Annotated in this window: 19 protein-coding genes; 10 read left to right on the top strand and 9 right to left on the bottom strand. The window is 72.3% G+C overall.

Translation table 11 applies throughout. The features are described from left to right. Positions 1-5: 5 nt before the first annotated feature. The 3 genes from D3869_RS09110 (at position 6) to D3869_RS09100 (ending at position 4098) form a co-directional block, all read left to right on the top strand. Complete coding sequence (locus tag D3869_RS09110) at positions 6-761, top strand: uroporphyrinogen-III synthase (protein ID WP_137139778.1); 756 nt, start codon at positions 6-8, stop codon at positions 759-761. A gap of 62 nt (positions 762-823) precedes the next feature. Continuing rightward, a complete protein-coding gene (locus D3869_RS09105) occupies positions 824-2692 on the top strand; it encodes a mitofilin family membrane protein (RefSeq protein ID WP_137139777.1) in 1869 nt (622 codons plus the stop codon). After that, positions 2689-4098: a heme biosynthesis protein HemY gene (locus D3869_RS09100; protein WP_137139776.1), complete on the top strand. Its 1410-nt coding sequence runs from the start codon at positions 2689-2691 to the stop codon at positions 4096-4098. Before D3869_RS09105 ends, D3869_RS09100 begins: the two co-directional genes overlap by 4 nt. A gap of 98 nt (positions 4099-4196) precedes the next feature. On the opposite strand, the gene D3869_RS09095 is transcribed toward D3869_RS09100, so the two are convergent. Together D3869_RS09095 and D3869_RS09090 are read right to left on the bottom strand one after the other, a co-directional pair. Next, positions 4197-5435 carry a pentapeptide repeat-containing protein gene (locus D3869_RS09095; RefSeq protein WP_247895604.1) on the bottom strand — a complete coding sequence of 413 codons (1239 nt, stop codon included), beginning with the start codon at positions 5433-5435 and terminating at the stop codon, positions 4197-4199. A gap of 43 nt (positions 5436-5478) precedes the next feature. Next, entirely contained in the window at positions 5479-6438 is a 960-nt protein-coding gene (locus D3869_RS09090; protein WP_137139774.1) for a protein phosphatase CheZ, read from the bottom strand. A 449-nt stretch (positions 6439-6887) separates the two neighbouring features. Between D3869_RS09090 and D3869_RS09085 the strand changes: the two genes are divergently transcribed. Next, complete coding sequence (locus D3869_RS09085; protein WP_349017869.1) at positions 6888-7943, top strand: Do family serine endopeptidase; 1056 nt, start codon at positions 6888-6890, stop codon at positions 7941-7943. A gap of 34 nt (positions 7944-7977) precedes the next feature. Further along, a complete protein-coding gene (locus D3869_RS09080; RefSeq protein WP_247895603.1) occupies positions 7978-8715 on the top strand; it encodes a hypothetical protein in 738 nt (245 codons plus the stop codon). A 19-nt stretch (positions 8716-8734) separates the two neighbouring features. Here the strand turns inward: D3869_RS09080 and D3869_RS09075 are convergent, their stop codons facing one another. Both D3869_RS09075 and D3869_RS09070 read right to left on the bottom strand, forming a co-directional pair. Beyond that, complete coding sequence (locus D3869_RS09075; protein WP_137139772.1) at positions 8735-9004, bottom strand: DUF2934 domain-containing protein; 270 nt, start codon at positions 9002-9004, stop codon at positions 8735-8737. Positions 9005-9081: 77 nt separating this feature from the next. Further along, positions 9082-9747, bottom strand: coding sequence for an NnrU family protein (locus D3869_RS09070; RefSeq protein WP_137139771.1), 666 nt, complete (start codon positions 9745-9747; stop codon positions 9082-9084). A gap of 220 nt (positions 9748-9967) precedes the next feature. Here D3869_RS09070 and D3869_RS09065 point away from each other — a divergent pair, with 220 nt between their 5' ends. From D3869_RS09065 to D3869_RS33670, 4 genes are all read left to right on the top strand, one after another. Further along, positions 9968-10495: a hypothetical protein gene (locus D3869_RS09065; protein ID WP_137139770.1), complete on the top strand. Its 528-nt coding sequence runs from the start codon at positions 9968-9970 to the stop codon at positions 10493-10495. Positions 10496-10724: 229 nt separating this feature from the next. Continuing rightward, on the top strand, positions 10725-11171 hold the full coding sequence (locus tag D3869_RS09060; protein WP_014238616.1) for a DUF4398 domain-containing protein: 447 nt from the start codon (positions 10725-10727) through the stop codon (positions 11169-11171). After that, positions 11171-11938 carry an OmpA family protein gene (locus D3869_RS09055; RefSeq protein ID WP_137140613.1) on the top strand — a complete coding sequence of 256 codons (768 nt, stop codon included), beginning with the start codon at positions 11171-11173 and terminating at the stop codon, positions 11936-11938. The genes D3869_RS09060 and D3869_RS09055 overlap by 1 nt, the downstream gene beginning before the upstream one ends. Before the next feature lie 274 nt (positions 11939-12212). Beyond that, positions 12213-13520, top strand: a complete 1308-nt coding sequence (locus D3869_RS33670; RefSeq protein ID WP_247895602.1) for a methyl-accepting chemotaxis protein — start codon at positions 12213-12215, stop codon at positions 13518-13520. Positions 13521-13541: 21 nt separating this feature from the next. Here D3869_RS33670 and D3869_RS09045 read toward each other — a convergent pair whose 3' ends face one another. Beyond that, positions 13542-15125 carry a phospholipase D-like domain-containing protein gene (locus D3869_RS09045; protein ID WP_137139768.1) on the bottom strand — a complete coding sequence of 528 codons (1584 nt, stop codon included), beginning with the start codon at positions 15123-15125 and terminating at the stop codon, positions 13542-13544. Between the two features lie 326 nt (positions 15126-15451). On the opposite strand from D3869_RS09045, the gene D3869_RS09040 reads away from it, so the two are divergent. After that, a complete protein-coding gene (locus tag D3869_RS09040) occupies positions 15452-15871 on the top strand; it encodes a hypothetical protein (protein WP_137139767.1) in 420 nt (139 codons plus the stop codon). Positions 15872-15928: 57 nt separating this feature from the next. On the opposite strand, the gene D3869_RS09035 is transcribed toward D3869_RS09040, so the two are convergent. The 4 genes from D3869_RS09035 to D3869_RS09020 all read right to left on the bottom strand — a co-directional run bounded on the left by D3869_RS09035 (position 15929) and on the right by D3869_RS09020 (position 21840). Then, the gene (locus D3869_RS09035) at positions 15929-18259 is read right to left on the bottom strand and encodes a sensor histidine kinase (protein ID WP_137139766.1); all 2331 of its coding nucleotides are present in this window, start codon (positions 18257-18259) and stop codon (positions 15929-15931) included. Positions 18260-18366: 107 nt separating this feature from the next. Then, positions 18367-19080: a gamma-glutamyl-gamma-aminobutyrate hydrolase family protein gene (locus tag D3869_RS09030; protein ID WP_137139765.1), complete on the bottom strand. Its 714-nt coding sequence runs from the start codon at positions 19078-19080 to the stop codon at positions 18367-18369. Positions 19081-19090: 10 nt separating this feature from the next. Further along, positions 19091-20104, bottom strand: a complete 1014-nt coding sequence (locus D3869_RS09025; RefSeq protein WP_137139764.1) for an amidoligase family protein — start codon at positions 20102-20104, stop codon at positions 19091-19093. Between the two features lie 59 nt (positions 20105-20163). Beyond that, entirely contained in the window at positions 20164-21840 is a 1677-nt protein-coding gene (locus D3869_RS09020; protein WP_137139763.1) for a sensor histidine kinase, read from the bottom strand. Positions 21841-22083: the final 243 nt, after the last annotated feature.

Below are 22083 nucleotides of genomic sequence, written 5' to 3'. Positions count from 1 at the left end.
CGGCGATGGCGGCCCCCCACCTTCTGGTTACCCGTCCGGCGGAGGATTCCGAGCCGCTGGCGGCCCGTCTGCGCGCGCTGGGATTCGCCGTGTCGGCGGAGCCGATGCTGGAGATCCGCTGGCTGGACGGGCCGGAGCCGGACGTCGGAAACGTACAGGCCCTTCTCTTCACCAGCGCAAACGGCGTACGGGGCTACACCAGACGTACAAGCCGGCTTGACCGTCCGGTCTATGCGGTCGGCGACGCCACCGCGACCGCCGCCCGCGCGGCCGGTTTCACGCAGGTCGAAAGCGCGTCCGGCGACGTGTACGCGCTGGCCGATCTGGTGCGCCGACGCTGCACCGCAGCGGCGGGTCCGCTACTTCATGTCGCAGGAACCAAGCTGGCCGGCGACCTGTCGGCGCTGCTGGGGGAGGCCGGATTTTCCATCCTGCGGGAAACGCTGTACGACGCCGTTCCGAGCGCGCGGCTGTCGGACGGCACGGCGGCGCTGCTGCGTACGGGAACACTGGACGCCGTGTTGTTTTTCTCTCCCCGTACCGCCCGTTCGTTTGTTAGGCTTGTCGCCGAGGCCGGGCTCATCGACCGCTGTCGTACAGTGGACGCGCTCTGCCTCAGCCCCGCGGTCGCGGAGGCTGCCCGCGCGTACGGTGAGCTGGGAGTGACACCGTGGCAGAACGTACGGGTGGCGCCACGGCCGGAGCAGGACTCTCTGCTCGGCCTGCTGCCGGAAGCATCCGGCGGCACGGGCCGGGCTTGAGCGCATCCGCTTGGGGGCTTGTGTGGCGTTCGTTGAGAACAACTGCGACCAGAAGGCACCCAATGACCTCTCGCCCAGGCTCCGAACACGAGGCTGACCCGAACGGCCACACGCCGTCCGACCAGAACCAGACGCCCGACCAAAATCAAGTGGCCGGCGGCCCCGCCGTCGAACGCATCATCGAGCGCTTCGGCGGCATCCGCCCCATGGCCCACAAGCTGGACATCCCGGTCACCACGGTGCAGGGCTGGAAGAAGCGCGGCGCCATCCCGCTGGCCCGCCACGCCGATCTCCGCGCCTCCGCCGCCAAGCACCGCATCAAGCTGAGCGAAGCCGACCTGGAAGCCGCCACGCCGAGCGAGGACCGCAACGCTCCCGACGCCGCCGGCTCGGTGGTGCCGCTGCCGCCGGACGCCGCCATCATCGCGACGGCCGCCACGCTCCCCGGAGGCGCCGAGCCGTCTAAGACCGAACCCGGCAAGGCCGAGGACACCCTGCCGCCCTCCACTGTGCCGGACGCCGACACGCTGCCCGGCGGTGGCCCGGTGCCGGCCACGGATTTGCCGCCCTCCACCCTGCCGCCCGTCGCGGACACCCTGCCGCCTTCCACGTTGCCGGGCGCCGACACGCTGCCCGGCGGCGAGGTGAAGGCCGAGACGATCAAGGGCGAGGAGATCCGCTCCGAGGCGATCACGGTCGAGGAGACCCGGATCGAGGAGGCCAAGGCCGATCCCTTCAAGCCGGACGAGGTCAAGAGCGAGACGCCGCCGCCGGTGGAGCCCCCCGCCCCCGCCTACACCGCCTCCTCCTACGAGCCGCCGCGCTACGAGGCGCCGCGCGAGGAGCGCAAGTCCGGCGCCGGCTTCGCCACCGCCGTGTCGCTGATCGCCCTGCTGGTCGGCGCCGCGGCCCTGTCGCAGCCCTGGTGGGGCCCGCGCGTCCCCGGCTGGCCCAGCGCCGGCGGTCCCGCCGCCGGTCCGGCCGCCACGGCGCCCGCGCCGCAGCCCGACCCGGCCCTGCGCAACCAGATCCAGCAGTTGACCGAGCGCCTCGCCAAGCTGGAGCAGCGCCCCGCCGCCCCGGCCGAGGGCAACGCCGCCGCCGGCATCGACCAGCAGACGCTGGACAACGCCGTTGGCCAGCTCGCCGCCCGCATCCAGCAGCTTGAGGAGCGTCCGCAGGCCGCCGCTGCCGCCGCCCCGGCCGAGCCCGACCCGCGCGTCGCCCAGCTGACCGAGCAGCTCGGCCAGGTGCAGCAGCGCGTCGACGCGGTGGGCAGCGAGGCCCAGGCCGCCGGGCAGATCCGCCAGGAGGTGGACGCGCTGAAGCAGGAGCTGGCCGCCGTCAACCAGGCGGTGGAAACCCGCCGCGACGCCGCCACCGCCGCCCAGACGCTGGTGCTCGCCGCCGGGCAGCTGCGCTCCGCGCTGGCCGCCGGGCAGCCGTTCCAGCAGGAACTCCAGGCCGTCCGCGCCGTGGCGTCGGGCGACGCCCAGGTGACCCAGCCGCTGGAGGCCGTGGCCGGCTACGCCGCCAAGGGCGTGCCGACGCAGCCGCAGCTCACCGACCGCTTCTCCGCCATGGCCTCCGACATCGTGCGCGCCGACAACCAGGGCGAGGGCAACGACTGGGTCGAGCAGGTCACCGGCAAGATCGCCACGCTGGTCACCGTGCGCCGCTCGGGCGGCGACGCGGTCGGCGACGGCGCCTCGGCGGTGGTCGCCCGCGCCGAAGCCGCCCTGCAGGCCGGCAACCTCGGCGGCGCGGTCAAGGAGCTGGCGGCCCTGAAGGGGCCGGCGGCGCAGGTCGCCGCCCCGTGGATCGCCGACGCCAAGGCCCGTCTGGCCGCCAACGAGGCCGGCCAGCAGCTCACCAACCGCGCCATCGGCCTGCTGTCGCAGTCCGCCGGCGTCAAGGGAGCGGCCCAATGACACGCGCCATCTGGTTCATCATCAAGGTCGCCATCGTCGTCGCGATCGCGGTCTGGCTGGCCAACCACCCCGGAACCCTCGCCATCAACTGGCAGGGCTACGTCGTCGAGACCGGGATCGGCATCGCCATCCTGATCGGCGTCGCCGCCCTGGCGGCGGGCATCGTCCTCTACCGGCTGGCCCGCGCCATCCTCGGCGCGCCGCGCAACTTCGGCCGCTACCGCCGGTCGCGCCGGCGCGAGCGCGGCTATCAGGCGCTGACCCGCGGCATGGTCGCCGTCGCCGCCGGCGACGCCACGACCGCCCGCAAGATGGCCCGCAAGGCCGACGGGCTGCTGAACGAACCGCCGCTGACCATGCTGCTGTCGGCCCAGGCCGCCCAGCTCCAGGGCGACGACCGCGCGGCGAAGGAATACTTCACCGCCATGCTCGACCGGCCGGAGACCGCCTTCCTCGGCCTGCGCGGCCTGCTGACGCAGTCGCTGAAGGCCGGCGACCGGGTGGAGGCGCTGCAGCTCGCCCGCCGCGCCCAGTCGCTCCAGCCCAACACGCCCTGGCTGCTCGGCACGCTGTACGACCTGGAAGCCCGCTCGGGCGAATGGGCGGCGGCGGAAGGCACGCTGCAGCAGGCCGTCCAGGCCGGCGCCATCAACCCCGACGACGGCCGCCGCCACCGCGCCACCCTGCTTCTGGAGCGCAGCTTCGAGGCGGAGCGCCGCGGCCGGTCCGACTCGGCCCTCTCGCACGCCCAGGCGGCGCACGACCTGCTGTCCGGCTTCGTCCCGGCGGCGGCCCGCGCGGCCCGGCTGCAGATGGCCATCGGCAAGCACAAGAACGCCGCCAAGACCCTGGAGCGCTGCTGGCGCGTCAACCCGCACCCGGACCTGACCTCGGCCTACCGCGAGGTGGTGTCGAGCTACGACCCGATGACGCGGGTCAAGATGTTCGAGAAGCTGCGCAACCACGCCCCCAACGACGTCGAGTCGCTGCTCGCCGTGGCCCGCGCCGCCCTCGACGCCCAGCTCTGGGGCGAGGCCCGCGCCCATCTGACCAAGGCGCTGGAGATGCGGCCCTCCCGCCGCGTCTTCCAGCTCCTGGCCGAGCTGGAGCGGGCGGAGCGGCAGGACGAGGAGGCGGCGCGCGCCTGGCTGGCCCAGGCGGCGAACGCCCCGGCGGACCCGGCCTGGACCTGCAGCGCCTGCAACGCGGTCAGCCCGAGCTGGGGCGGCCTGTGCGGCCATTGCGGCGCCTTCGACAGCCTGGAATGGAAGACCCCGACCGTCAGCATGTCGCTGATGAGCCCGGAATCGGCCCCGACGGCCATCGCCCACCACGCGACGGAGCCGGTCACCGGCCAGCCGGGCGTCGCCCCCGGAGGCCAGATCGCCCCCCAGGGAGCGACCTAGACCTCGCCCGCCGCAGCACGGAAAAAAGCCCCTTCCCGGTCCGCCGGGGAGGGGCTTTTTCTTTGCGGTGAAACGGTGTGGTGAATCGGCTCCGAACCCTACGCGTTGCCCAGCCGGGCGCCGTCCAGGATGGCCTCGTCGAAGATGGCGCCGCTGCGGTCGCAGCCGGTCAGATCGGCCAGCGTCAGGTCGCAGCCCTTCATGTTCGTCGCGCTGAGCGAGGCGCCGGCCATGCGGGCGCGCACCAGCGAGGCGCGCATCATCTTGGCCCCGGCGCTGATCAGCAGCATCCCCAGATTGGCCCCGTCCAGGCAGCCGTCGATGAGGATCGCCCGGTCCAGCTTCGCGCCGCGCAGGTCGGCGCCGCGCAGGTCGGCGGAGCGCAGGTCGGCCCCGTCGAACTGGGCCGCCTGGAGCTGCGCGCCGTTCAGCCGGGCGTGGCGCAGCCGCACCCCCGATCCCTTGGCGAGCGTCAGCACCTTGCCCGACAGGTCCGCCCCGTCGAGGTTCAGGCCGGTCAGGTCGAGCTGGCGCCCCTGCTGGCCGCTGGTGCCCAGCCACAGCAGATGCTGGTGCAGCAGAACCTCGATGTCCGCCGCTGCGATCGCCGGGCGGGCAGGCTCCGCCGCCGGGTCCTCATCCGGTTCCAGGATGGGCGTGGGCGCCTGGGCCGCCGCCACCGCCTCCTCGTCGGTGCGGATGGAGGTGACGAGGTCCAGCTCCGACACCTTGGCCCCGTCGAGCTTGGCCCCGCGCAGGTCGGCGCCGTTCAGGTCCGCCCCCTGGAGGTCGGCGCCGGAGAAGTTGCAGTCGCGCAGGTCGGTGCGCTGGAGCCGCGCCCCCGACAGGCGGGAGTTGGTGAAGTCCGCCGCCCGCGCAAAGCTGCCCGACAGCTTGGCCCGCGCCATGTCGGCGTTGGTCAGCTTGGCCGAGGCCATGTCCGCCGGTCCCGGCTCGAAGCCGATCACCTTCAGCTCACCCGACGCGCTGCGGTTGGCGACGCTGCCGTCGCGCAGGTCGACCTCCACCATCACCGCGCCGTCCAGGATGGCGCCGCGCACGTTGGCGCCGCGCATGTCGGTGCGGTAGAGCCGCGCCTCCGACAGGTCGGCGCCGCGCAGGTCCGCGCCGTAGAGGTCGGCGTGGTCGAGGATGGTTCCCTGCATCCGGGCGTCGCGCAGGATGGCCCCGGACAGGTGCGCGCCGGTCAGGTTGCGGCCCGACAGGTCGAGCCCCGTCAGGTCGAAGAAGGGCAGGTTGGCGCGGGCGCCGTTGGGCCGCCCCTCGGTGAAGCGGACATGGCGCTCGCACACCCGGTCCAGCTGCTCCTGGCTCAAGCGTATCCGGGACTTGTGGGAGCCGTCGTTCGCCATCGGCGCCTCAGGCGAACAGCGCGTCGATGTCGGCCTGCGAAATCTCGCTGCCGCCGCCCGACGGTTCGGGCGCCGGGGCGGCGGGACGCGGGGCCGGCTTCGCAGCGGCGGCAGGTGGGGGCGGGGGCGGCGGGGCGGGCGCTTCGGCCGGTTCGGCGCGTTCCAGAACCTGGGGGATCTGGGTGGCCAGCGTGTCGAACAGGGCGTCGATGTCGTCCTGGCTGACCTCCGGCCCGCCGAGCTGCGGACCGTTCAGCAGATGCGCGTCGGGCCGGGTGTCGCCCAGCTTGCGGTGGGACGCCCCCTCGCCCATCGACGCGGTTTCCGAGGCGGTGGCGATGCGGTCGACGCCCCAGATCTCGATCATCGTGTTCACGCGCTGCTCGATGTAGCGCAGCGTGTTGACCACCTTGGTGGTGCGCTGACCGGTGATGTCCTGGAAGGCGCAGGCGGTCATGATCTCGATGCTCCAGGCGTCGATGGCGTCGATCATTTCCGCTATGTCGGGATCGTCGCGCGGGATGCCCTGGGTGATCTCCTGGATCTTCTCGGTGGCGTTCAGGATGTCGGTGGTCGCCCGCTCGGTCGCCGCGACGATCTCGTCCAGTTCGCCGGTCGCCGCCTCGATGCGGTTCGATCCGGTGTCGGCGGGGCGCAGCGCGGCGATGTCGCTGCGCGTCTCGCGCACCACCTGGGTGATCGACATCAGCTCCTGCTGAAGCTGCAGGCCATCCCCCATCCCGCCTCCCGGCACCGGACGGGGCAAGGCGCCGGGGTCCACCCCGCGCAGCCGGTTGACCTGCTGCTCCAGCGCGCCGGTCAGCCGGTGGAACTCGTCCACCGCGACGACGCGGGATCGCCGGTCGCGCATGCGCAGGAACGCGCGGCCGCGCGCGGTCTGCGACAGCGCCTCCTCCATCTGGAGGTAATCATGCTCGGTCAGTTCCATCAGAGGAACATCGCTCATCGTCGTCACCGTCGGCGGGCCGCTGTTGAGTATCCGCCATGGAGGAAAGCACGTCTTAGGAAAACTGAGGTTACACCAGACATAGGCTGGATTTCAGGCAAATCCTTGCCAACAGGTCCTCGCAGATCCCGCTGAACAAAGTCTTAATGAAGTCATGGGCGGCGCGCGATGACGCACCCCGTCGTCATGCAACCAAGCATGGAAATCGATCGCCGGAGCGGAGCCCGGAAAGACCGCGGGCTGCGGTATGGAGGATTCTCCCGTCGCCGCCGCTGCCCTATACTCCGGAGCGGCGCGCGGCGGGGCAAAGGGTGCGCAGGCTTGACCCACGGGCGCCGCTCGCCCACATCAGCCGCGCCAAGGCAGCACGGAACAACAGGAACGGGGACAAGATGCCGATGAGGACGACGCTTCGGTTCGCGGCGCTTCGGTTTGCGGGGGCGGCGTGCGTGGCCGGGCTTTTGGGGATCGGCGTTCCGGGCGCGGGCCTGGCCCCCGCACCCGCCGCGGCGGCCCTGCCCGCCGGGGTGACCGGGGTGACGACCATCGCGCCGATGCTGGAGCAGGTGACCCCGGCCGTCGTCAACATCGCCGTCCTGTCGCGGGCGCCGCAGGCCGAGAACCCGCTGCTGCGCGACCCCTTCTTCCGCCGTTTCTTCAACGTCCCCGAGCAGCAGGCCCGTCCGCAGGTCAGCGCCGGGTCGGGCGTCATCGTCGACGCGCGGCGCGGCTACGTCATCACCAACGCCCATGTGGTGGAGAACGCGCAGGAGATCGCCGTCACCCTGAAGGACCGCCGCCGCCTGCGCGCCAAGCTGGTCGGGCGGGACGCGGCGACCGACATCGCGCTGCTGAAGATCGAGGCGGAAAAGCTGACCGCCCTGCCCTGGGGCGATTCGGACCAGCTCAAGGTCGGCGATTTCCTGGTCGCCATCGGCAACCCCTTCGGGCTGGGCCAGACGGTGACCTCCGGCATCGTCTCGGCGCTCGGCCGCAGCGGGCTGAAGATCGAGGGGTACGAGGACTTCATCCAGACCGACGCCTCCATCAACCCCGGCAACTCCGGCGGCGCGCTGGTGAACTTCAACGGCGAGCTGGTCGGCATCAACACCGCGATCATCGGGCCGGCGGGCGGGTCGGTCGGCATCGGCTTCGCCGTCCCGGTCAGCATCGTCCGCTCGGTGATGGAGCAGCTGGTCGAGTATGGCGAGGTGCGGCGCGGCCGGCTGGGGGTCTCCATCCAGGACCTGACCCCCGATCTGGCCGACAGCATGAATCTGGCCGGCGACGCCGGGGCGGTCATCGCCCAGGTGGAGCGCGGATCGGCCGCCGAGCGCGCCGGCTTCCGCAGCGGCGACGTGGTGACCGCGGTGAACGGGCGCCCGGTGCGCAGCGCCACCGACTTCCGCAACCGCATGGGTCTGGTGCGGGCCGGCACGCCCCTTCAGGTGACCGTCCTGCGCGGCGGCAGCGAACGGGTGCTGAACGTCCGAACGGCGAACTAGACCCGGCGGACCGGATCGGGATAACCATGGTCTGATGATCGGCCGCCCCTCCCCTCCCCGCCGGCAGGCCCCGCCCGCCCCCATGGTCAGCGCGGCCCAGCGCCAGCGCGAGGTCGCCCGCATGCTGATGCGGCTCGACGACATGCTGAAGAAGTGCGCGGATCTGGCGGCGGCGGCGCGGGAGCGCGTGTCGGTCGGCGGGATGGGCCGCTACCGCAAATTCTCCCGCAAGGTGCGCGACTTCTTCTCGCTGGCGGCGGTGACCCAGGAACGGCTGGACGCCGCCCCGTCGGAGATGGAGGAGCTGATCGGCCCGATGACCACCGCGCTGGAACGCCTGCACGCCCGCATGGTGATCCTGTTCGTGGAGGAGAGCCTGGGCTTCTTCAACACCTTCGCGCGGGTCAAGGCGCTGCCCATCGGCACCCACGAGACGGTGGGGGTCGAGTTCCGCGCGCTGATGGAGATCCGCAAGTTCCTCGATGACCCGCTCTATGACGGGGAGCGCGGGCAGGGCCTGCGCAAGCAGACGGACCGGGTCGCCGTCCTGATGCGCGCGGTGATGGACCGCTGCCCGCCCCTGCCCGACTTCGGCGACGAGCCGAGCATCGGCCCGCGGGGCACGGTGAACAAGCCGCTGCGCCCGCCCCGCGCCGCGCCGCCTCCCGCCGCGGGCCGGGCGGCGGAGCCGCGCCCGCTGCCCCAACCCAATTCCCAGCAGCCCGACCCGAGGTTGGAGGTCCGTCAGCTCTCCCTGGACGACGAGGACTGACGGTCAGCCTTCCGCCCGATCAGCCTTCCGCCGGCGACGACTGGCGGTGGTGGCTGTGCGCGTCGACGCCGCGCAGATGCTCGGCGGCCTCGTGCAGGGCGCGCTCGCTGGCGCTGTCGGGGGTCTGCAGGCCGGACTCCGGGCCGGGGACGGCGTCCTCCTCGGCGATCTCGCGGGCGGCCTGCTGCCAATGCTCGATGTGGCGCCCCTCGGGACGGCCCTCCCGCTCCCAGATGGCGTGGGCGCGCTCGCGGACGCGGGGGTCGTCGGGGCCGGTGTGATGCTCCATGGCGCTGTCCTCCCAGTGCGGTCTGTTCTCAGGACCGTCAACAGGCGGAGCGACGCGGCGTGCCGGAGACCTTTGCGCTACAGCCAATAGAGCGGGCTGACCCCGAACAGCCAGGGGTGCGCCGCGATCATCGCGGCGTAGGCGGCCAGCGCGCCCAGGACACGGCCCCAGCCGATCTCTCCGGGACGGAAGCGCTGGCGTCCGGCCAGAATGGCGGCAAAGGGCAGCGCCGAGGTCTCCGCCCGGTAGGCCCGCCCGGCCGCGCTCCGGCGCAGCAGCCAGTCGTTCTTGACCATGGCGAACAGGGCGATGGCCGCCATCGCGACGAACAGCACGACCCGCCGCCCGTCCCCGGTGGCTTGCAGGTGCAGCAGCGCCCACAGCAGCAGCCCCATGGAGCCGGGAAAGCGGGTGATCCGGTAGATGCCCCACGGCGGGTTGGGCGCGTCGGGCTCGCCGGCCTTGCTGGTGACGCGGGCGGCGATCAGCAGGAAGGACAGCGGCATCAGCGCGACGACCAGCGGCGCCGCCCAGCCGGCGGGAACGAACAGCGGCTCCCCTCCCCCAGCCTCGCGGTAGGCCCAGACGAACAGGCCGAGCGCCAGCAGCGAGCCCAGCGAATGCAGGGCGACGAACCCGCCCCGCCCCAGCCGGGCGATCAGCCACGGCCGCACCCCCGGCCAGGACGGCACGGCGTGGGTGGCGAACAGGAACAGGGCGGCGAGGAGAAGGTCGGTGGTCATGGGGGCAGAGAAGACACCGCTTTGCCGGACGGAGTCTTGATGAACGTCAAGCCTGCGGGTCTGACAGCAAACCGCGTCCGGGTGTGGCGCAGGCCACAGCGGGGGAGGGCGGCCGGGCGTAGTGTCTGGTCATCGGACAGGCCGGGCCCCGACGCAGACGGAACCGGCAGACAAATCCCCCCAGAAGCCAACTCCCCAGACACCGGAAGGAAACCACACCATGCGCCGCACCACCCTGATCGCCGCCGCCGTCGCCGTCCTGTGCTCCGCCCCGGCCTTCGCCGGCGACCTGATGACCGGCGGCATCCCGCTCGGCAACGCCAGCAACCTGGGGGTCATCTCCAACACCGCCGCGGGCATCCAGAACAAGGCGCAGCAGCAGGTGATGGGCGTCCAGGCGGGCGGCGGGCTGGCCGGGCCGTTCGGCACCGCCTCCAACCTGGGCAACGTCTCCAACCTCGCCGCCGGCGTCGGCAACACCGCCAAGCAGCAGGTCTTCGGCCTGCAGGCGGGCGGCGGGATGGGCGGCGGGGTGAAGGCGCCCTTCGCCCTGGGCGGCTTCAACAGCAACGCCGGTACCGTCAGCAACAGCGCCGTCGGCATCGGCAACACCGCCCAGCAGCAGGTCAAGGCCATGCAGTTCGGCGCGCCGGGCGCCCTGTTCAACCAGAACCTCGGCACCGTCTCCAACCTCGCCGCCGGCATCGGCAACAAGGCGCAGCAGCAGGTCATCGGCATCCAGAAGTAACCCCCTCCTGATCCACCCTCCCATCCAGGCAGACCTTGCGGCCGGGGCACTCCCCCGGCCGTCTTTTTGTGCGCAAGCGGGGCGTTTCCCGGCGCGGATGTGCGGACAAGGAACCTTCCACCCGGCGGCGCGTTGGAGCGGCGAACACTCTCCCGCGGCCGTGCGCCGCGGTCATTCGGGAAGCCGCAGCATGAACCGCAACAGCATTTCGACATTGGGATGGCCCAGGGTGGGATGGAGGGCCGCGACCATCCTGTCGGCGTCGCTCGGGCTGGCCGCCTGCGCCGGCAGCGTGCCGCCGCCGACCGCCCAGCTCGGCGCGTCGGCGCAGGCCATCCAGCAGGCCGAACGGGCCGGCGCCCTCGAACACGCCCCCGCGGAGTTCCAGTCCGCCCGCGAGAAGCTGGCCGCCGCCGACGCCGCCATGCGCGAGGACGAGCGGACCAAGGCCCGCCGCCTCGCCGAACAGGCGCAGGCCGACGCCGAACTCGCCACCGTGCGCTCGCAGCGCGCGACGGCGCAGCAGGCCGCCAGCGCGGTCCGCACGCTTGCCAACCCCAACAGCGGTGTGCCGGGCCGGGCGCCCGCCGCCTCGGCCGCCGCTCCCCTGGCCCCATCGGGCATGAGCGGGACCTCGACCTGGGACTCCCCGCGCACGCTGGAGGGCACGCCGTGATGCACACCACGAAGAAGACCCTGGCGGTGAGGAAAAGCCTGGCCCTGGCGTCGCTCGGAGTCGTCGCCCTGTCGCTCGGCGCCTGCGCCACCCCGGACGACACGCCGGCCCTGGCCCAGGCGCGCCAGTCCTATTCCGGCGCCGCCGCCAACCCGCAGCTGGCGAGCAACGCCACGCTGGAGCTGCGCCGCGCCGAAGAGGCGCTGCAGCGCGGCGAGCGGGCGCGCAGCGACGGCAACACCGCGGAGATGGACCATCAGGCCTATCTCGCCAACCGGCAGCTCCAGATCGCCCAGGACGTGGCGGCGATGAAGGGCGCTCAGCAGGTCGTCGCCAACGCCGAGACCTACCGCCTCCAGGACCAGATCCGCGCCCTCCAGGCGGAGCGGACGGAGCGCGGGCTGGTGATGTCGCTGGGCGACGTTCTGTTCGCCACCGGCAGCGCCCGCCTGACTCCGGGCGCCGACGCGCGGCTGAGCGAACTCGCCAACTTCCTCCAGCGCAACCCGGAACGCACCGTGCGGATCGAGGGCTACACCGACACCACCGGCTCGTCGGCCACCAACCTGCGCCTGTCGGAGGAGCGGGCCATGGCGGTGCGCGACGCGCTGACGGCGCGCGGCGTCAACCCCAGCCGCATCGCCGCCCAGGGCCTGGGATCGGCCCAGCCGGTCGCCTCCAACAGCACGGAGTCGGGACGCCAGCAGAACCGCCGCGTCGACATCGTGATCTCCGAGCCGGGCTCGGTGGCGGAGACGCGCTCCTGACGGGCCATGCTGCCATTTGACGCACATCGCGCTTGAGCAAGAACGGGCGGGCCGGAAACGGCTCGCCCGCTTCGATTCCGGCCCGATTTCCGGCCGTTTTTCCCGCTCCGACTTGCTTCTCCCACGCCACCATTGCGTCGGAAACGCTGTCCTCCGGAAAAATTGTCTCGAATGCAGGGCAAAATCAATGCTTCTTTACCTTTTACGGTGTGTGGTTTTACGATGCGCGAACAGGAGGGACCTTGGCGTCCTTTTGATTGCGCGGGGATTCGGAATGACCACTGGACAGGGTGACGAGGGAGCGATGCTCAGCAGGGGATTTTTGAAGGCGCAGGCTCTGCTTCTCCTCATCATCGGCCTTCCGGTGATCGTGGTGGTGGTTCTCCTCAACCCGCTGTGGAACGCCACACTGCACCGGTTCGGCGTGCCGGAGGGGCCGGCGGCGGCGCTCGGCATGATCGTCACCATCATGGTGGTGATGGTCGTCCAGTATTGGGTGCTGGAAACGCGGCGGACCATGGTCACGTCGCTGTTCAACTTCATCCCGCACGAACATCTGACCTTCGACGGCGAGACGCTGACGACGGACGAGGCCAACCGCCTGTTCGTCACCCTGCACCGGGATTCCGAAGAGTGGCGGCGCCTGCTGCGCGACAACGGCATCGACGGCCCGCTGGACGAGTTCGGCAGCCTGTGCGCCGCCCGGCTGGCCTACGCGCGCCGGCCCCAGGGGATCCCGCCGGAGGCCGAGCGCGCCATCGCCAAGGTGCCGCAGGCGGTCGAGCTGGCCAAGGCCCGCGTCGGCGCGGCGCTCGACCAGGCGGAGCGGGAGGCGCAGGCCCTGCGCGCCCGCCTGTCCGACACGCAGGACGCGGTGGCCGCCCTGGTCGGCTTCATCCGCGACAGCGGGGTGCAGATCGCCGGCCGCCACGACGACGCCCAGCGCCGCGCCACGGAGAACCGCGCGCTTCTCGCCAGCCTCCAGGATCATCTGGACCGCCGCCGGGCGGAGGCCACCTCCGACCTGACGCGGTTCGAGCAGATCGTCGCGGAGTCCCGCGCGCTGGAGGATTCGGTCAACGCCATCACCCGCATCATGTCCGCCACCAACATGCTGGCGCTGAACGCCGCCATCGAGGCGACGCGGGCCGGGGAGTACGGCCACGGCTTCCGCGTGGTGGCGAACGAGGTGCGCGATCTGGCCCGCCAGTCGAACGAGGCCATCCAGGTGATCCAGAAGGGCATCGACCGCATGCAGCAGGCGATCGCCCAGCAGATCGCCGGACAGGACGCCCAGGCGAAGGTGGCCGCCGAGCACGCGCTGCTGTCCGATCTGGCCGACCGCCTGCAAAGCCTCAGCGCTGGCCAGCAGGACGTCGCCGGGCATGAACGGCGGCTGATGGACGAACTGGACCGGCTGGGCGACAGCCTGGCCGACACGGTCACCGGCTTCGCCGGCGACCTGCGGGTGCCCGAGGGGCTGCGGCGGGAGCTGGACGCGATCAGCGGCGGGCTGGCCCGGCTGAACGGGCTGGAGGAGGATCTGCGCGGCCTGTCCGGCGTCCGCAGGCGCGCCGCCTGACGTCCGGTTGCGGCGCGCCGCTCAGCGGTCGCCGCGCTCGGTCTCGACCATCGCCCGGGCGACCGCGTAGACCCCGGCGATCGCCCCGGCGGTGAACAGCGCCGCCCCCACCGCGCGGGTCAGGGAGCGGGCCGGCGCCGGGGCCGGGGGCATGCGTTTCCACACGGCCCAGGCTTCCTCCGGACGGTCGGGGTCGGCGATGCGCAGGGCGGCGAAGGCCTGCTCGGTCAGGCCGGGGTCGGTGTCGGGCAGCGGCGCCAGGCGGCGTCCGGACGGCTTGTTCAGCCGGTCGATGGCGGCCACCAGGCCGCCGGCGGCGCGGAGGGCCGCGGTCATCTCCGACGGGTCCACGCCCATATGCTCCGCCAGCAGGCGGTTGCGCACGGCGCCGATGGCGTTGGCGGTGCTGCGGTCGCCCGGCGGGGCCTCCACCGCCAGATCGCACTCCGTGTCGTAGCCCATGGAGCGGTTGTTCAGGTTGCTCGACCCGATGCGCAGCAGCCGGTCGTCCACCACCATCAACTTGGAATGCACAACGATGCCGTTGCCGCCCTCGGTCAGCGGGGTCATGGCGCGCAGGCGCCCATGGCGGTCGGCGGCGCGCAGCTCCTGAAGCACCACGCCGCGCGGCGTGTCCATGGCCATGCGGTCGAACCAGCTCGGGCTTTCCATGGGGACGACGACCACCACCTCCGGCCCGTCCGGCTCGCGCAGCCGCCGGGCCAGCGCCTCGGCCACCCGGAAGGAGGCGAAATACTGGTTCTCCAGATAGATGCTGTGGCGCGCCTCGGCGATGGCGGCGAAGGTCAGCGCCTCGTTCTCGCGGACCGGACGGCCGACCAGACAGTCGGGAAGCGTGCGGGCGATGCCGACATCCGCGTCGGTGATCAGCGGGTGCAGCCCCTCCGGCCAGGGATCGGCGCCGGCCGCCAGAAAATCCTCCGGCGGCGGAGGCGGCAGCGCCTGCCCGGTGGCGTGGCTCCAGCGCTCGCGCGCCATCAGCCCCAGCGCGCGGGCGGCGGGGCCGTCGACCGCCATCATCACGTCGTGGCGCGGGGCGTGAAGCTCGCCGGTCGGCCAGCGGCGGCGCGGATCGTTGTCCAGATGCTCGGGCGTGTCCCAACGGTCTCCGGCCAGATCGATGCCGCCGCAGAAGGCCAGCGCGTCGTCGACCACCACCAGCTTCTGGTGCTGCGCCGCTCCCACCGGCAGGGCGTCGTCCAGCTCCAGCGTCAGCCGCGGCCCGGTGCGGCGGTTCAGCCGTTCCAGCGGCCCGTGCGGGTGCTCCAGCGAGATGGGGAACGGCATGTCCCATTTCAGCGCGTGGATCTGCAGCGACGGGCGATGATGGATCAGGCGGGCAAGGAAATCGCCCAGTGTTTCCGGGTCGTGGGGGTCGAGGCGCATCCGCGGGTCGATGTCCCAGCCGAGCAGGATCACCGACCGCCGCGCCCTCAGCAGGGCGGCGCGCACCGCCGCGAAGAAGGCGGCGCCGTCGACCAGCACGGCCACCCGGTCGGCCCGCTCGGTCCGCCAGCAGGTGGCGCCGGGGCGCAGGATGGGCCGCGCCCCGGCCAAGTCCGCCGCATCCCGATGTTCGCTCATTCCTGCCTCGACGTGCCGTAGCGGTGCTTGCGTCAACTCTTCTGGCGCCGGGCTGTTCCGCGGAGCGCCGGACTGCTCCGGAATTGTCCGGCGGCCGCCTCTGGATGGGGCCGCCGGAAAGCCGGGACGGTGGGCGGGCCTCCGAAAGATCGCTCCAAAAGATCGGATGACCGTCCGGTTTTTCCGAAACGATGCGCCGGGCCTCCTGTTGGGGATGGGCGAATGGGGGACGGGCGCGCCGCAGAGCGCCAGACCGAATTTCCGCCCGAACCCCCGCCAGGAGGGCGCCCGGCCAAAGGGCGCCGCCACCAGATGGAGAGATGAGGATGCGTACCCTTTTGATCGCCGCCGCGTCGGCCCTCGCCCTGATGGCCGGCTCCGCCGTCGCCCAGTCGGGCGGCACCGCCGTGAGCCCGACCGTCCCCAGCACCACGACCTCGCCGTCCACCGGCCTGAGCACCTCCGGCCCGGGCTCCACCCCGGGCAGCGTGACCTCGCCGGGCACCGCCGGCTCGACCGGCACCATGAACTCGCCGGGGACCACCGTGCCCGGTTCGTCGGGCAGCACCACGGGCAATGGCACCATGGGCAGCGGCTCGTCGGGCGGCACGTGGCAGGGCCAGACCACCGCGCCGTCGGGCCTGGGCAGCGCCACCAGCAGCAACCCGGCCCGCGACAACCAGACCGCGACCGGCACCCACTGCCCGCCGGGCACCCCGAACTGCGGCCCGGACGGCAGCAAGTAAGGCTTCGAGGTTTGCAGCGAAGGGCGCGCCGGGACCTCCGGCGCGCCCTTTTCCGTTTCAGCTCACCGGCTCCGGCCTGACCGCCGCCGGTTCACCGGAGTCCACCGCGGGGGGAGCCTCGGCGGGGAAGCGCAGGACGAAGCAGGTGCCTCCACCCCCTTGGCCGCCCTCCCGGCCCTCCGCCCGGCTTTCCACCCGGATGCTGCCGCGCAGGCGGGTGGTCACGATGTTGTAGACGATGTGCAGGCCGAGCCCGCTTCCCCCCTCGCCGCGCCGCGTCGTGAAGAAGGGGTCGAAGACACGCCCGAGATGGGCGGCGGGAATGCCGCAGCCGTCGTCGGCGAAGCGCAGTTCGACCTCCTGCGGGTTGGGACGGGTGACAGCGACGGTCAGCGTGCCGGCCCGCCCGTCCGGATAGGCGTGGACCACCGCGTTCATGGTCAGGTTGGTCAGGACCTGGAACAGCGCGCCGGGGTAGCTGTCCACCCACAGGCCCGCCGGACAGTCGATCACCACGCGGTGGGGGGTCTGCTTCAGCCGGGGCCGCAGGCTGGTCAGCACGTCGTCCAGATAGGCGGCCAGATCGACGCGGCGCCGCTCCTCGCTGGTCTGGTCCACGGCGGTCTGCTTGAAGCTCTGGATCAGCTCGGCGGCGCGGTTCAGGTTGCTCTCGATCAGCCGGCAGGCCTCCCCGGCAGTGGCAAGATAGCCGGTGAAGTCGGCGCGGCGCAGCGTGTTGGCCTCGACTCCGCGGGCCACCTTGCGGGTCTGGTCGGCGAGGTGGGTGATCCCGGTCAGGGCGATGCCCACCGGCGTGTTCACCTCGTGCGCCACCCCCGCCACCATCCCGCCGAGCGAGGCCATCTTCTCCGCCTGGATCAGGTGGGCCTGGGTGTCGCGCAGGTCGGCCAGGGCGCTCTCGGCGCGCTGCTTGGCGGCCTCCGTCTCCTCCTCCGACCGCTTGCGCAGGGTGATGTCGTTGACGGCGATGAGGATGGCCGGCTCGTCCACGTCGTGGATCTCCACCGCGGAGATCATCGCCCAGAAGGCCCGGCCACCGGCGGTGCGCATCTCCATCTCCAGGTCGCTCGCCGCCCCCCGCTCGGCCACCAGACGGGACAGCCGGACGGCGTCGGAGGCATGGACGAAGAAACGCGCGTTGCGCGTCAGCGCCAGCCGCGACCCTTCGGTCCCGAACAGCGCCTCGGCCTGCGGGTTGGCGAAGAGGACGGTGTCGTCCGACCGCCGCGCGATCACGATGGGAAAGGGCGACGCCGCCAGGATCACGCGCATCCGCTCCTCCCCCGCCTTCAACGCCTCGGCGTAGGCGTGGGTCTCCACCAGCGCCGTGCCGAACCGCTCCACGCTGGTGGAGATCGCCTGAAGCTCGGCGAAGAGGGCGGGCGGCAGGCGGACGGTCCGGCGCTCCTTCTGGACCATGGCCAGCGCCTGCGACGCGCGGCGGATCGGGCGGACCACATGGACACGCAGCAGCACATAGAGCAGTGTCTGCACGGCCGAGGCGATTCCCAGCCCGACCAGAACGATCCACAGGCCGCTGCGCGCCTGATCGGTCAGGGTGTCGGCGATGCGCCGCGTGTTGGTCGCGGCGGCGTCGGTCAGGCTGCCGCTGAGGTCGTTCAGCACGCCGTGGGCGATCTCCGTCTCCAGCCCCATCAGCCCCGCTTCGGACAGGATGGTCCGGCGCAGGGTGAACAGCGCGCCCAGCCCGTCGAGGTCGCGCGCGGTGCGGGCCAGCGGCGCCCGCTCCCCCGGTTCCAGCGGGATCAGCGCGTTCACCACCGCGGCGGCGTGTTCGTGGAAGCGGGCGACCTCGCCGGCAAGCTGCACCGTGTCCGTCGCGATCAGACCCGCGGCCAGCGCCTCCAGCGCGCGGTGGTAGGGCTCCTGCACCGCCAGGGGCGCGCCGGAGCGCAGCAGGCTCAGGAACGCCTCGTCCCCCTTTTTCTGCAGAGCGACCGCCTGGGCCGCCAGGGCGTCGATGGCGTCGGCCCGCTCCGCGGTGCGGCGCACCGCCTGGATCGCCGTATCGAGCCGTTGCAGCAGCTCCGGGGCCGCGGCGTCCGCCGCGAAGCGCTGCGACACGCCCTCCACCTCGGCCAGGGCGCCGGCGCGCTCCTCCGGCGAGCGGGCGCGCAGGACGGCCTCGGCGAGCTGGCCCATCCGGGCGGCGAAGACGGCGTACTGGTGCTGGCGGGCGATCTGGGGAACGATGGCGCGGTCCGCCTCTTCGGCAAGGTCGAGCACCCGGACGAAGGCGCCGCCCACCCCGAGCGTCAGCCCGGCCATCAGAAACGCCGTGGCCAGCGCGGTGATCATCGTCACCGTGTGCAGCCGAAGCCGCCGGCCCGTCTGCTTCTCCGTCACCCGCTGCCCCTTCGCCGTTGCGGCGGCCCGATCGTCAGGCCCGATCGTTAGGATAGCCGCTTCCACGCGCGAGGGAAATGGTGGCACAACGAACAGTTAAGGAGCGATCACAAGGCGGCGGCGTCCTCCAGGCTGGCGGTTCCGGCGGCGGTGGCGGCCAGCGTGCGGAACAGCGCCTGCTGGCGCTGGTCGGCGACCAGATATTCGGGATGCCACTGCACCCCGATCAGGAAGGGGTGGTGGACCGCCTCGATCCCCTGGACGATCCCAACCGTCTCGCGCGCCACCACGCGCAGGCCGTCGCCCAGCCGGTCCACCGCCTGATGGTGCAGCGCGTTCACCCGGCATTCGGCGATGCCGAGGATGCGGTAGAGATGGCTGCGCGGATCGATGCGGATGCGCTTGCGCGGCAGCACGGTGCGCAGGCGCGGCGCCTCCTCGTACACCTCGTGGATGTCGGTGAGAAGCGAGCCGCCGCGGTGCACGTTGATCATCTGCGAGCCCCGGCAGATGCCCAGCACGGGCAGCCGCCGCGCCGCCGCGCCGTCCAGCGCGCGCAGCTCCAGCCGGTCGCGCTCCGGGTCGATGCGCATCTTCGGGAGGGCGGTCTCGCCGTAGAGGGCGGCGTCGATGTCGTCGCCGCCGCCGACCACCAGCCCGTCCAGCCGCTCGATGGGGAAGGGGTCGCGCGCCGTGATGCGCACCGCCCGGGCGCCGGCGCGGCGCAGCGCCAGACGGTTCGCCCACCAGGCGATGCGGCTTCCATGCACCGACGCGGTGACTCCGATCAGGGGGCGTCCCCGTGCGATGAAGGCGGCCATGTCGCCCCCGTCAGACGGCGAGCCGCCGGCCCGCCTCGGCGGCCCAGCCGTCCAGCGCCTTGCGCGCGGCGAAGGCGCGGAAGTCCGCCCCCAGCGCGTCGAGCCGGTCGCGGTCGGCCGCCAGCTCCTCCACCGCCACCCAGCGGTTCCAGTCCTGGGCCAGGCACCAGTCCGGATCGCCCAGCCGGGCGTTCGGCAGGCGGTAATGGAAGGTCGGGCGGGGCCGCACATGCGGGTCGCTGAGCTTGGCCGCCATCGTCTCCGGGGCGAGATGGGCGAACAGCGGGAACAGGTCCAACTCGCGGTTGCGGGTCGGGTTGGCCTCCAGATAATCGCCGATCAGCCCGTCGAGGTCGGGACGGTAGGCGGGATCGACGACCTTCACCGCGTACTCCACCGGGAAGGCGGCGATGAAGCCGGTCAGGCGCCGGGTCGGGTCCACACGGATCTCGCGGCGCAGCCAGGGGGCCAGCAGCAGGAAGGCCTTCAGGTGGTCAAGAACATACTCCCCGTCGGTGCGCGCCACCTGGGGGTTCAGATGCAGGCCGAAGGCGAAGAGCGGGCTGGCGCCCGTGCCGGCGGCCCCCTGGGCGCTCAAGGCGGCGAACAGGGGCTCCAGCTCGGCCAGCTGGTCGATGGGGATGGGCGGGGCGGCGATCTCGAAGGGCATGACGAGGCTGCCGACGTTGCCCCACCAGGGCCGCAGCGCGTCCACGACGCCGTCCACCGCCTTGCCGACCACTTTGCCCAGCGCCCCGGGCTCGCCCGGTTCGGCCTTGCCGGCCTCCGTCTTTTCGGGATGGGCGGAGCGCATGTCCAGCTCCACCGCGAAGTCGCCCAGCCGCGTGCCGGTCACCCGGCAACGGTGCGGGTCCTCCGGCTCCAGCGCGCCCCCGTAAAGGCTGCGCACCACCGCCGCCGCCGACGGGGCGTCAAGATTGGCGAATTCGACCTCCACGCCGACCGTGCGCGGGGCGCCGTCCGTCGTGGTGGAATGGGGGGGCGTGCGGAATGCGGTGTCCATGGCGCCCGTTCAACACGGCGCGCGGCACGGCGGTTCCACCACCATGATCGCCGCCCCCCTCAGCCGGGGGTCGCGCCCGTCGCCGCCCGCGGCAGATAGAGCGTCACGGTGGTGCCGGCGCCGACGGTGCTGGTCACCGTGACCGTCCCGCCCGACTGCCGGGCGAAGCCGAAGACCTGGCTCAGCCCCAGCCCGGTTCCCTTGCCATCCGGCTTGGTGGTGAAGAAAGGCTCGAAGATTTGGTGCAGATGCTCCGGCGGGATGCCGGTGCCGGTGTCGCGGACGGCCAGCGCGATGAAATCGCCGGTCAGCCCGGTGTCGTCCCCCCGCCGGGCCGGCAGGCCGCGGTTTTCCGCCATGACGGTCAGCGTGCCGCCGTCCGGCATGGCGTCGCGGGCGTTCACCGCCAGATTGAGCAGCGCCACCTCCATGGCGTCCGGATCGGCGATGATGGGCCAGAGGTCGTCCGGGACGATCAGCGCCGTGGACACCGCGCTTCCGGCGGAGCGCGCCAGCAGGGCTTCCAGCGCCGCCTTGCGGTCCTGCAGGCGGAAGGGCACCGGCTCGTAGACGCTGCGGCGGCCGAAGGCGGCCATCTGCCGCATCAGCGCCTGCCCGCGCGTCACCGCCCCCTCGATCTCGGGCAGCACGCGGGTGATGCGCTCCGGGTCGTCGGGGCGGCGGCGGATGACGGCGATGCCGCTCATCACGACGGTCAGCAGATTGGCGATGTCGTGGGCGACGCCGCCGGTCATCCGGCCCAGGGCCTCCAGCCGCAGGCTTTCCTCCCGGGCCGCCTCCTGGCGGCGGCGCAGCCGCAACTCGCGGCTGAGGAGCCACAGGAAGGCGCCGGCCATCAACAGGCTGGCCAACGCCCCCACCCCGGCCAGCCACAGCGCGTTGGAGACCGGCGCCCGGTAGGCGTCCTGCGGGATGGCGAAGTGAACCGACCACCCGTAATCGGGCAGCGTGCGGAAGGCGACCACCGTCGGCGTGCCCTCCAGACTCATTCCGTCATAGACGCCGCTGCCGGCGGCGCGGCGGGCGCTGAGCGCGTTTTCGCTGGCATGGCGCCCGATCAAGTCCGGTTCACCGCCGGCCCGCGCCACCAGACGCCCCTCGGCGTCGATGACGGCGGCGATCCAGCCCGGCGGCAGCCTGTTTCCGAACAGCAGGCTCTGGAATCCCTCCGGCATCACCACCGCCGACAGGACGGCGACCGTCGCGCCGTTGCGCGTCACCGGAACGCGGATGGGAAAGGCGTGGACGCCGCGCGGGCCGCGCAGGATCGTGCCGACCACCGGATTGCCCGTCTCGACCACGCGCCGGTGGCTGTCCAGTTCCAGCACCCGGCCCCGGACGCCGCCCACCAGGAAGGGAGCGTCGACCAGCCGGTTCCCCTCGACATCGCTGAGGACGATGGTCGACCACAGGGGCATCGCGCCCTGCACCCGTTCGGCGTATTCGAAGAAGGCCGCGGCATCGACCTCGCGGCCAACGGCCAGGCCGTCCAGCAGGGGCGACGCCGCCATCGCCTTCAGCGCGTCCATCTGGGCGGACAATTCGCGGTCCACCAGGGCCGACAAGCGCTCCACCAGGGCGACGGCGTTGGCCTCCATCGCGCTTTGCTGCCCCCGCAGCCAGGCGCCGCCGAGAGCCGCCGACAGGACAACCAGCGGCAGCAACGCTGCCAGCACCAGAAGGACCAGCGGACGATGGTGGGGCTTCAACAGCAAGCGGATCTTCCGGAGCAGGCGGGGCCTGCACTGTAGCACGCCCGTCCTCCGCTGAAAGCGGATGATCCGGCCTGGGACCGCCACGCGCCTGAATTTACCACAGGTTGCGCAAACAACGAGGGCGCTCCCATGGCAGGCCCCTGCGGAGGGGCCGCACGGATTCGTTCGCCGCGCGCCGATCAAAAGAGGTGGTGATTAACCCATTCGATGAAAGGAAGCCATATAATTTTAGGAGAAATACAG

Origin of the sequence: Azospirillum brasilense, assembly GCF_005222205.1 — a bacterium.
GTDB lineage: Bacteria > Pseudomonadota > Alphaproteobacteria > Azospirillales > Azospirillaceae > Azospirillum > Azospirillum brasilense_G.
Note: the sequence above shows the minus strand (reverse complement) of the source record. Positions and strands in the feature narration are given on the sequence as shown.

Coding starts and splice junctions, on each gene's coding strand:
- D3869_RS09070 (WP_137139771.1), bottom strand. CDS start 9,747: ATGACCACCGACCTTCTCCTCGCCGCCCTGTTCCTGTTCGCCACCCAC.
- D3869_RS09040 (WP_137139767.1), top strand. CDS start 15,452: ATGCGTACCCTTTTGATCGCCGCCGCGTCGGCCCTCGCCCTGATGGCC.
- D3869_RS09080 (WP_247895603.1), top strand. CDS start 7,978: ATGATCGGCCGCCCCTCCCCTCCCCGCCGGCAGGCCCCGCCCGCCCCC.
- D3869_RS09030 (WP_137139765.1), bottom strand. CDS start 19,080: ATGGCCGCCTTCATCGCACGGGGACGCCCCCTGATCGGAGTCACCGCG.
- D3869_RS09075 (WP_137139772.1), bottom strand. CDS start 9,004: ATGGAGCATCACACCGGCCCCGACGACCCCCGCGTCCGCGAGCGCGCC.
- D3869_RS09090 (WP_137139774.1), bottom strand. CDS start 6,438: ATGAGCGATGTTCCTCTGATGGAACTGACCGAGCATGATTACCTCCAG.
- D3869_RS09025 (WP_137139764.1), bottom strand. CDS start 20,104: ATGGACACCGCATTCCGCACGCCCCCCCATTCCACCACGACGGACGGC.
- D3869_RS09110 (WP_137139778.1), top strand. CDS start 6: ATGGCGGCCCCCCACCTTCTGGTTACCCGTCCGGCGGAGGATTCCGAG.
- D3869_RS09105 (WP_137139777.1), top strand. CDS start 824: ATGACCTCTCGCCCAGGCTCCGAACACGAGGCTGACCCGAACGGCCAC.
- D3869_RS09055 (WP_137140613.1), top strand. CDS start 11,171: ATGCACACCACGAAGAAGACCCTGGCGGTGAGGAAAAGCCTGGCCCTG.
- D3869_RS09045 (WP_137139768.1), bottom strand. CDS start 15,125: ATGAGCGAACATCGGGATGCGGCGGACTTGGCCGGGGCGCGGCCCATC.
- D3869_RS33670 (WP_247895602.1), top strand. CDS start 12,213: ATGACCACTGGACAGGGTGACGAGGGAGCGATGCTCAGCAGGGGATTT.
- D3869_RS09065 (WP_137139770.1), top strand. CDS start 9,968: ATGCGCCGCACCACCCTGATCGCCGCCGCCGTCGCCGTCCTGTGCTCC.
- D3869_RS09100 (WP_137139776.1), top strand. CDS start 2,689: ATGACACGCGCCATCTGGTTCATCATCAAGGTCGCCATCGTCGTCGCG.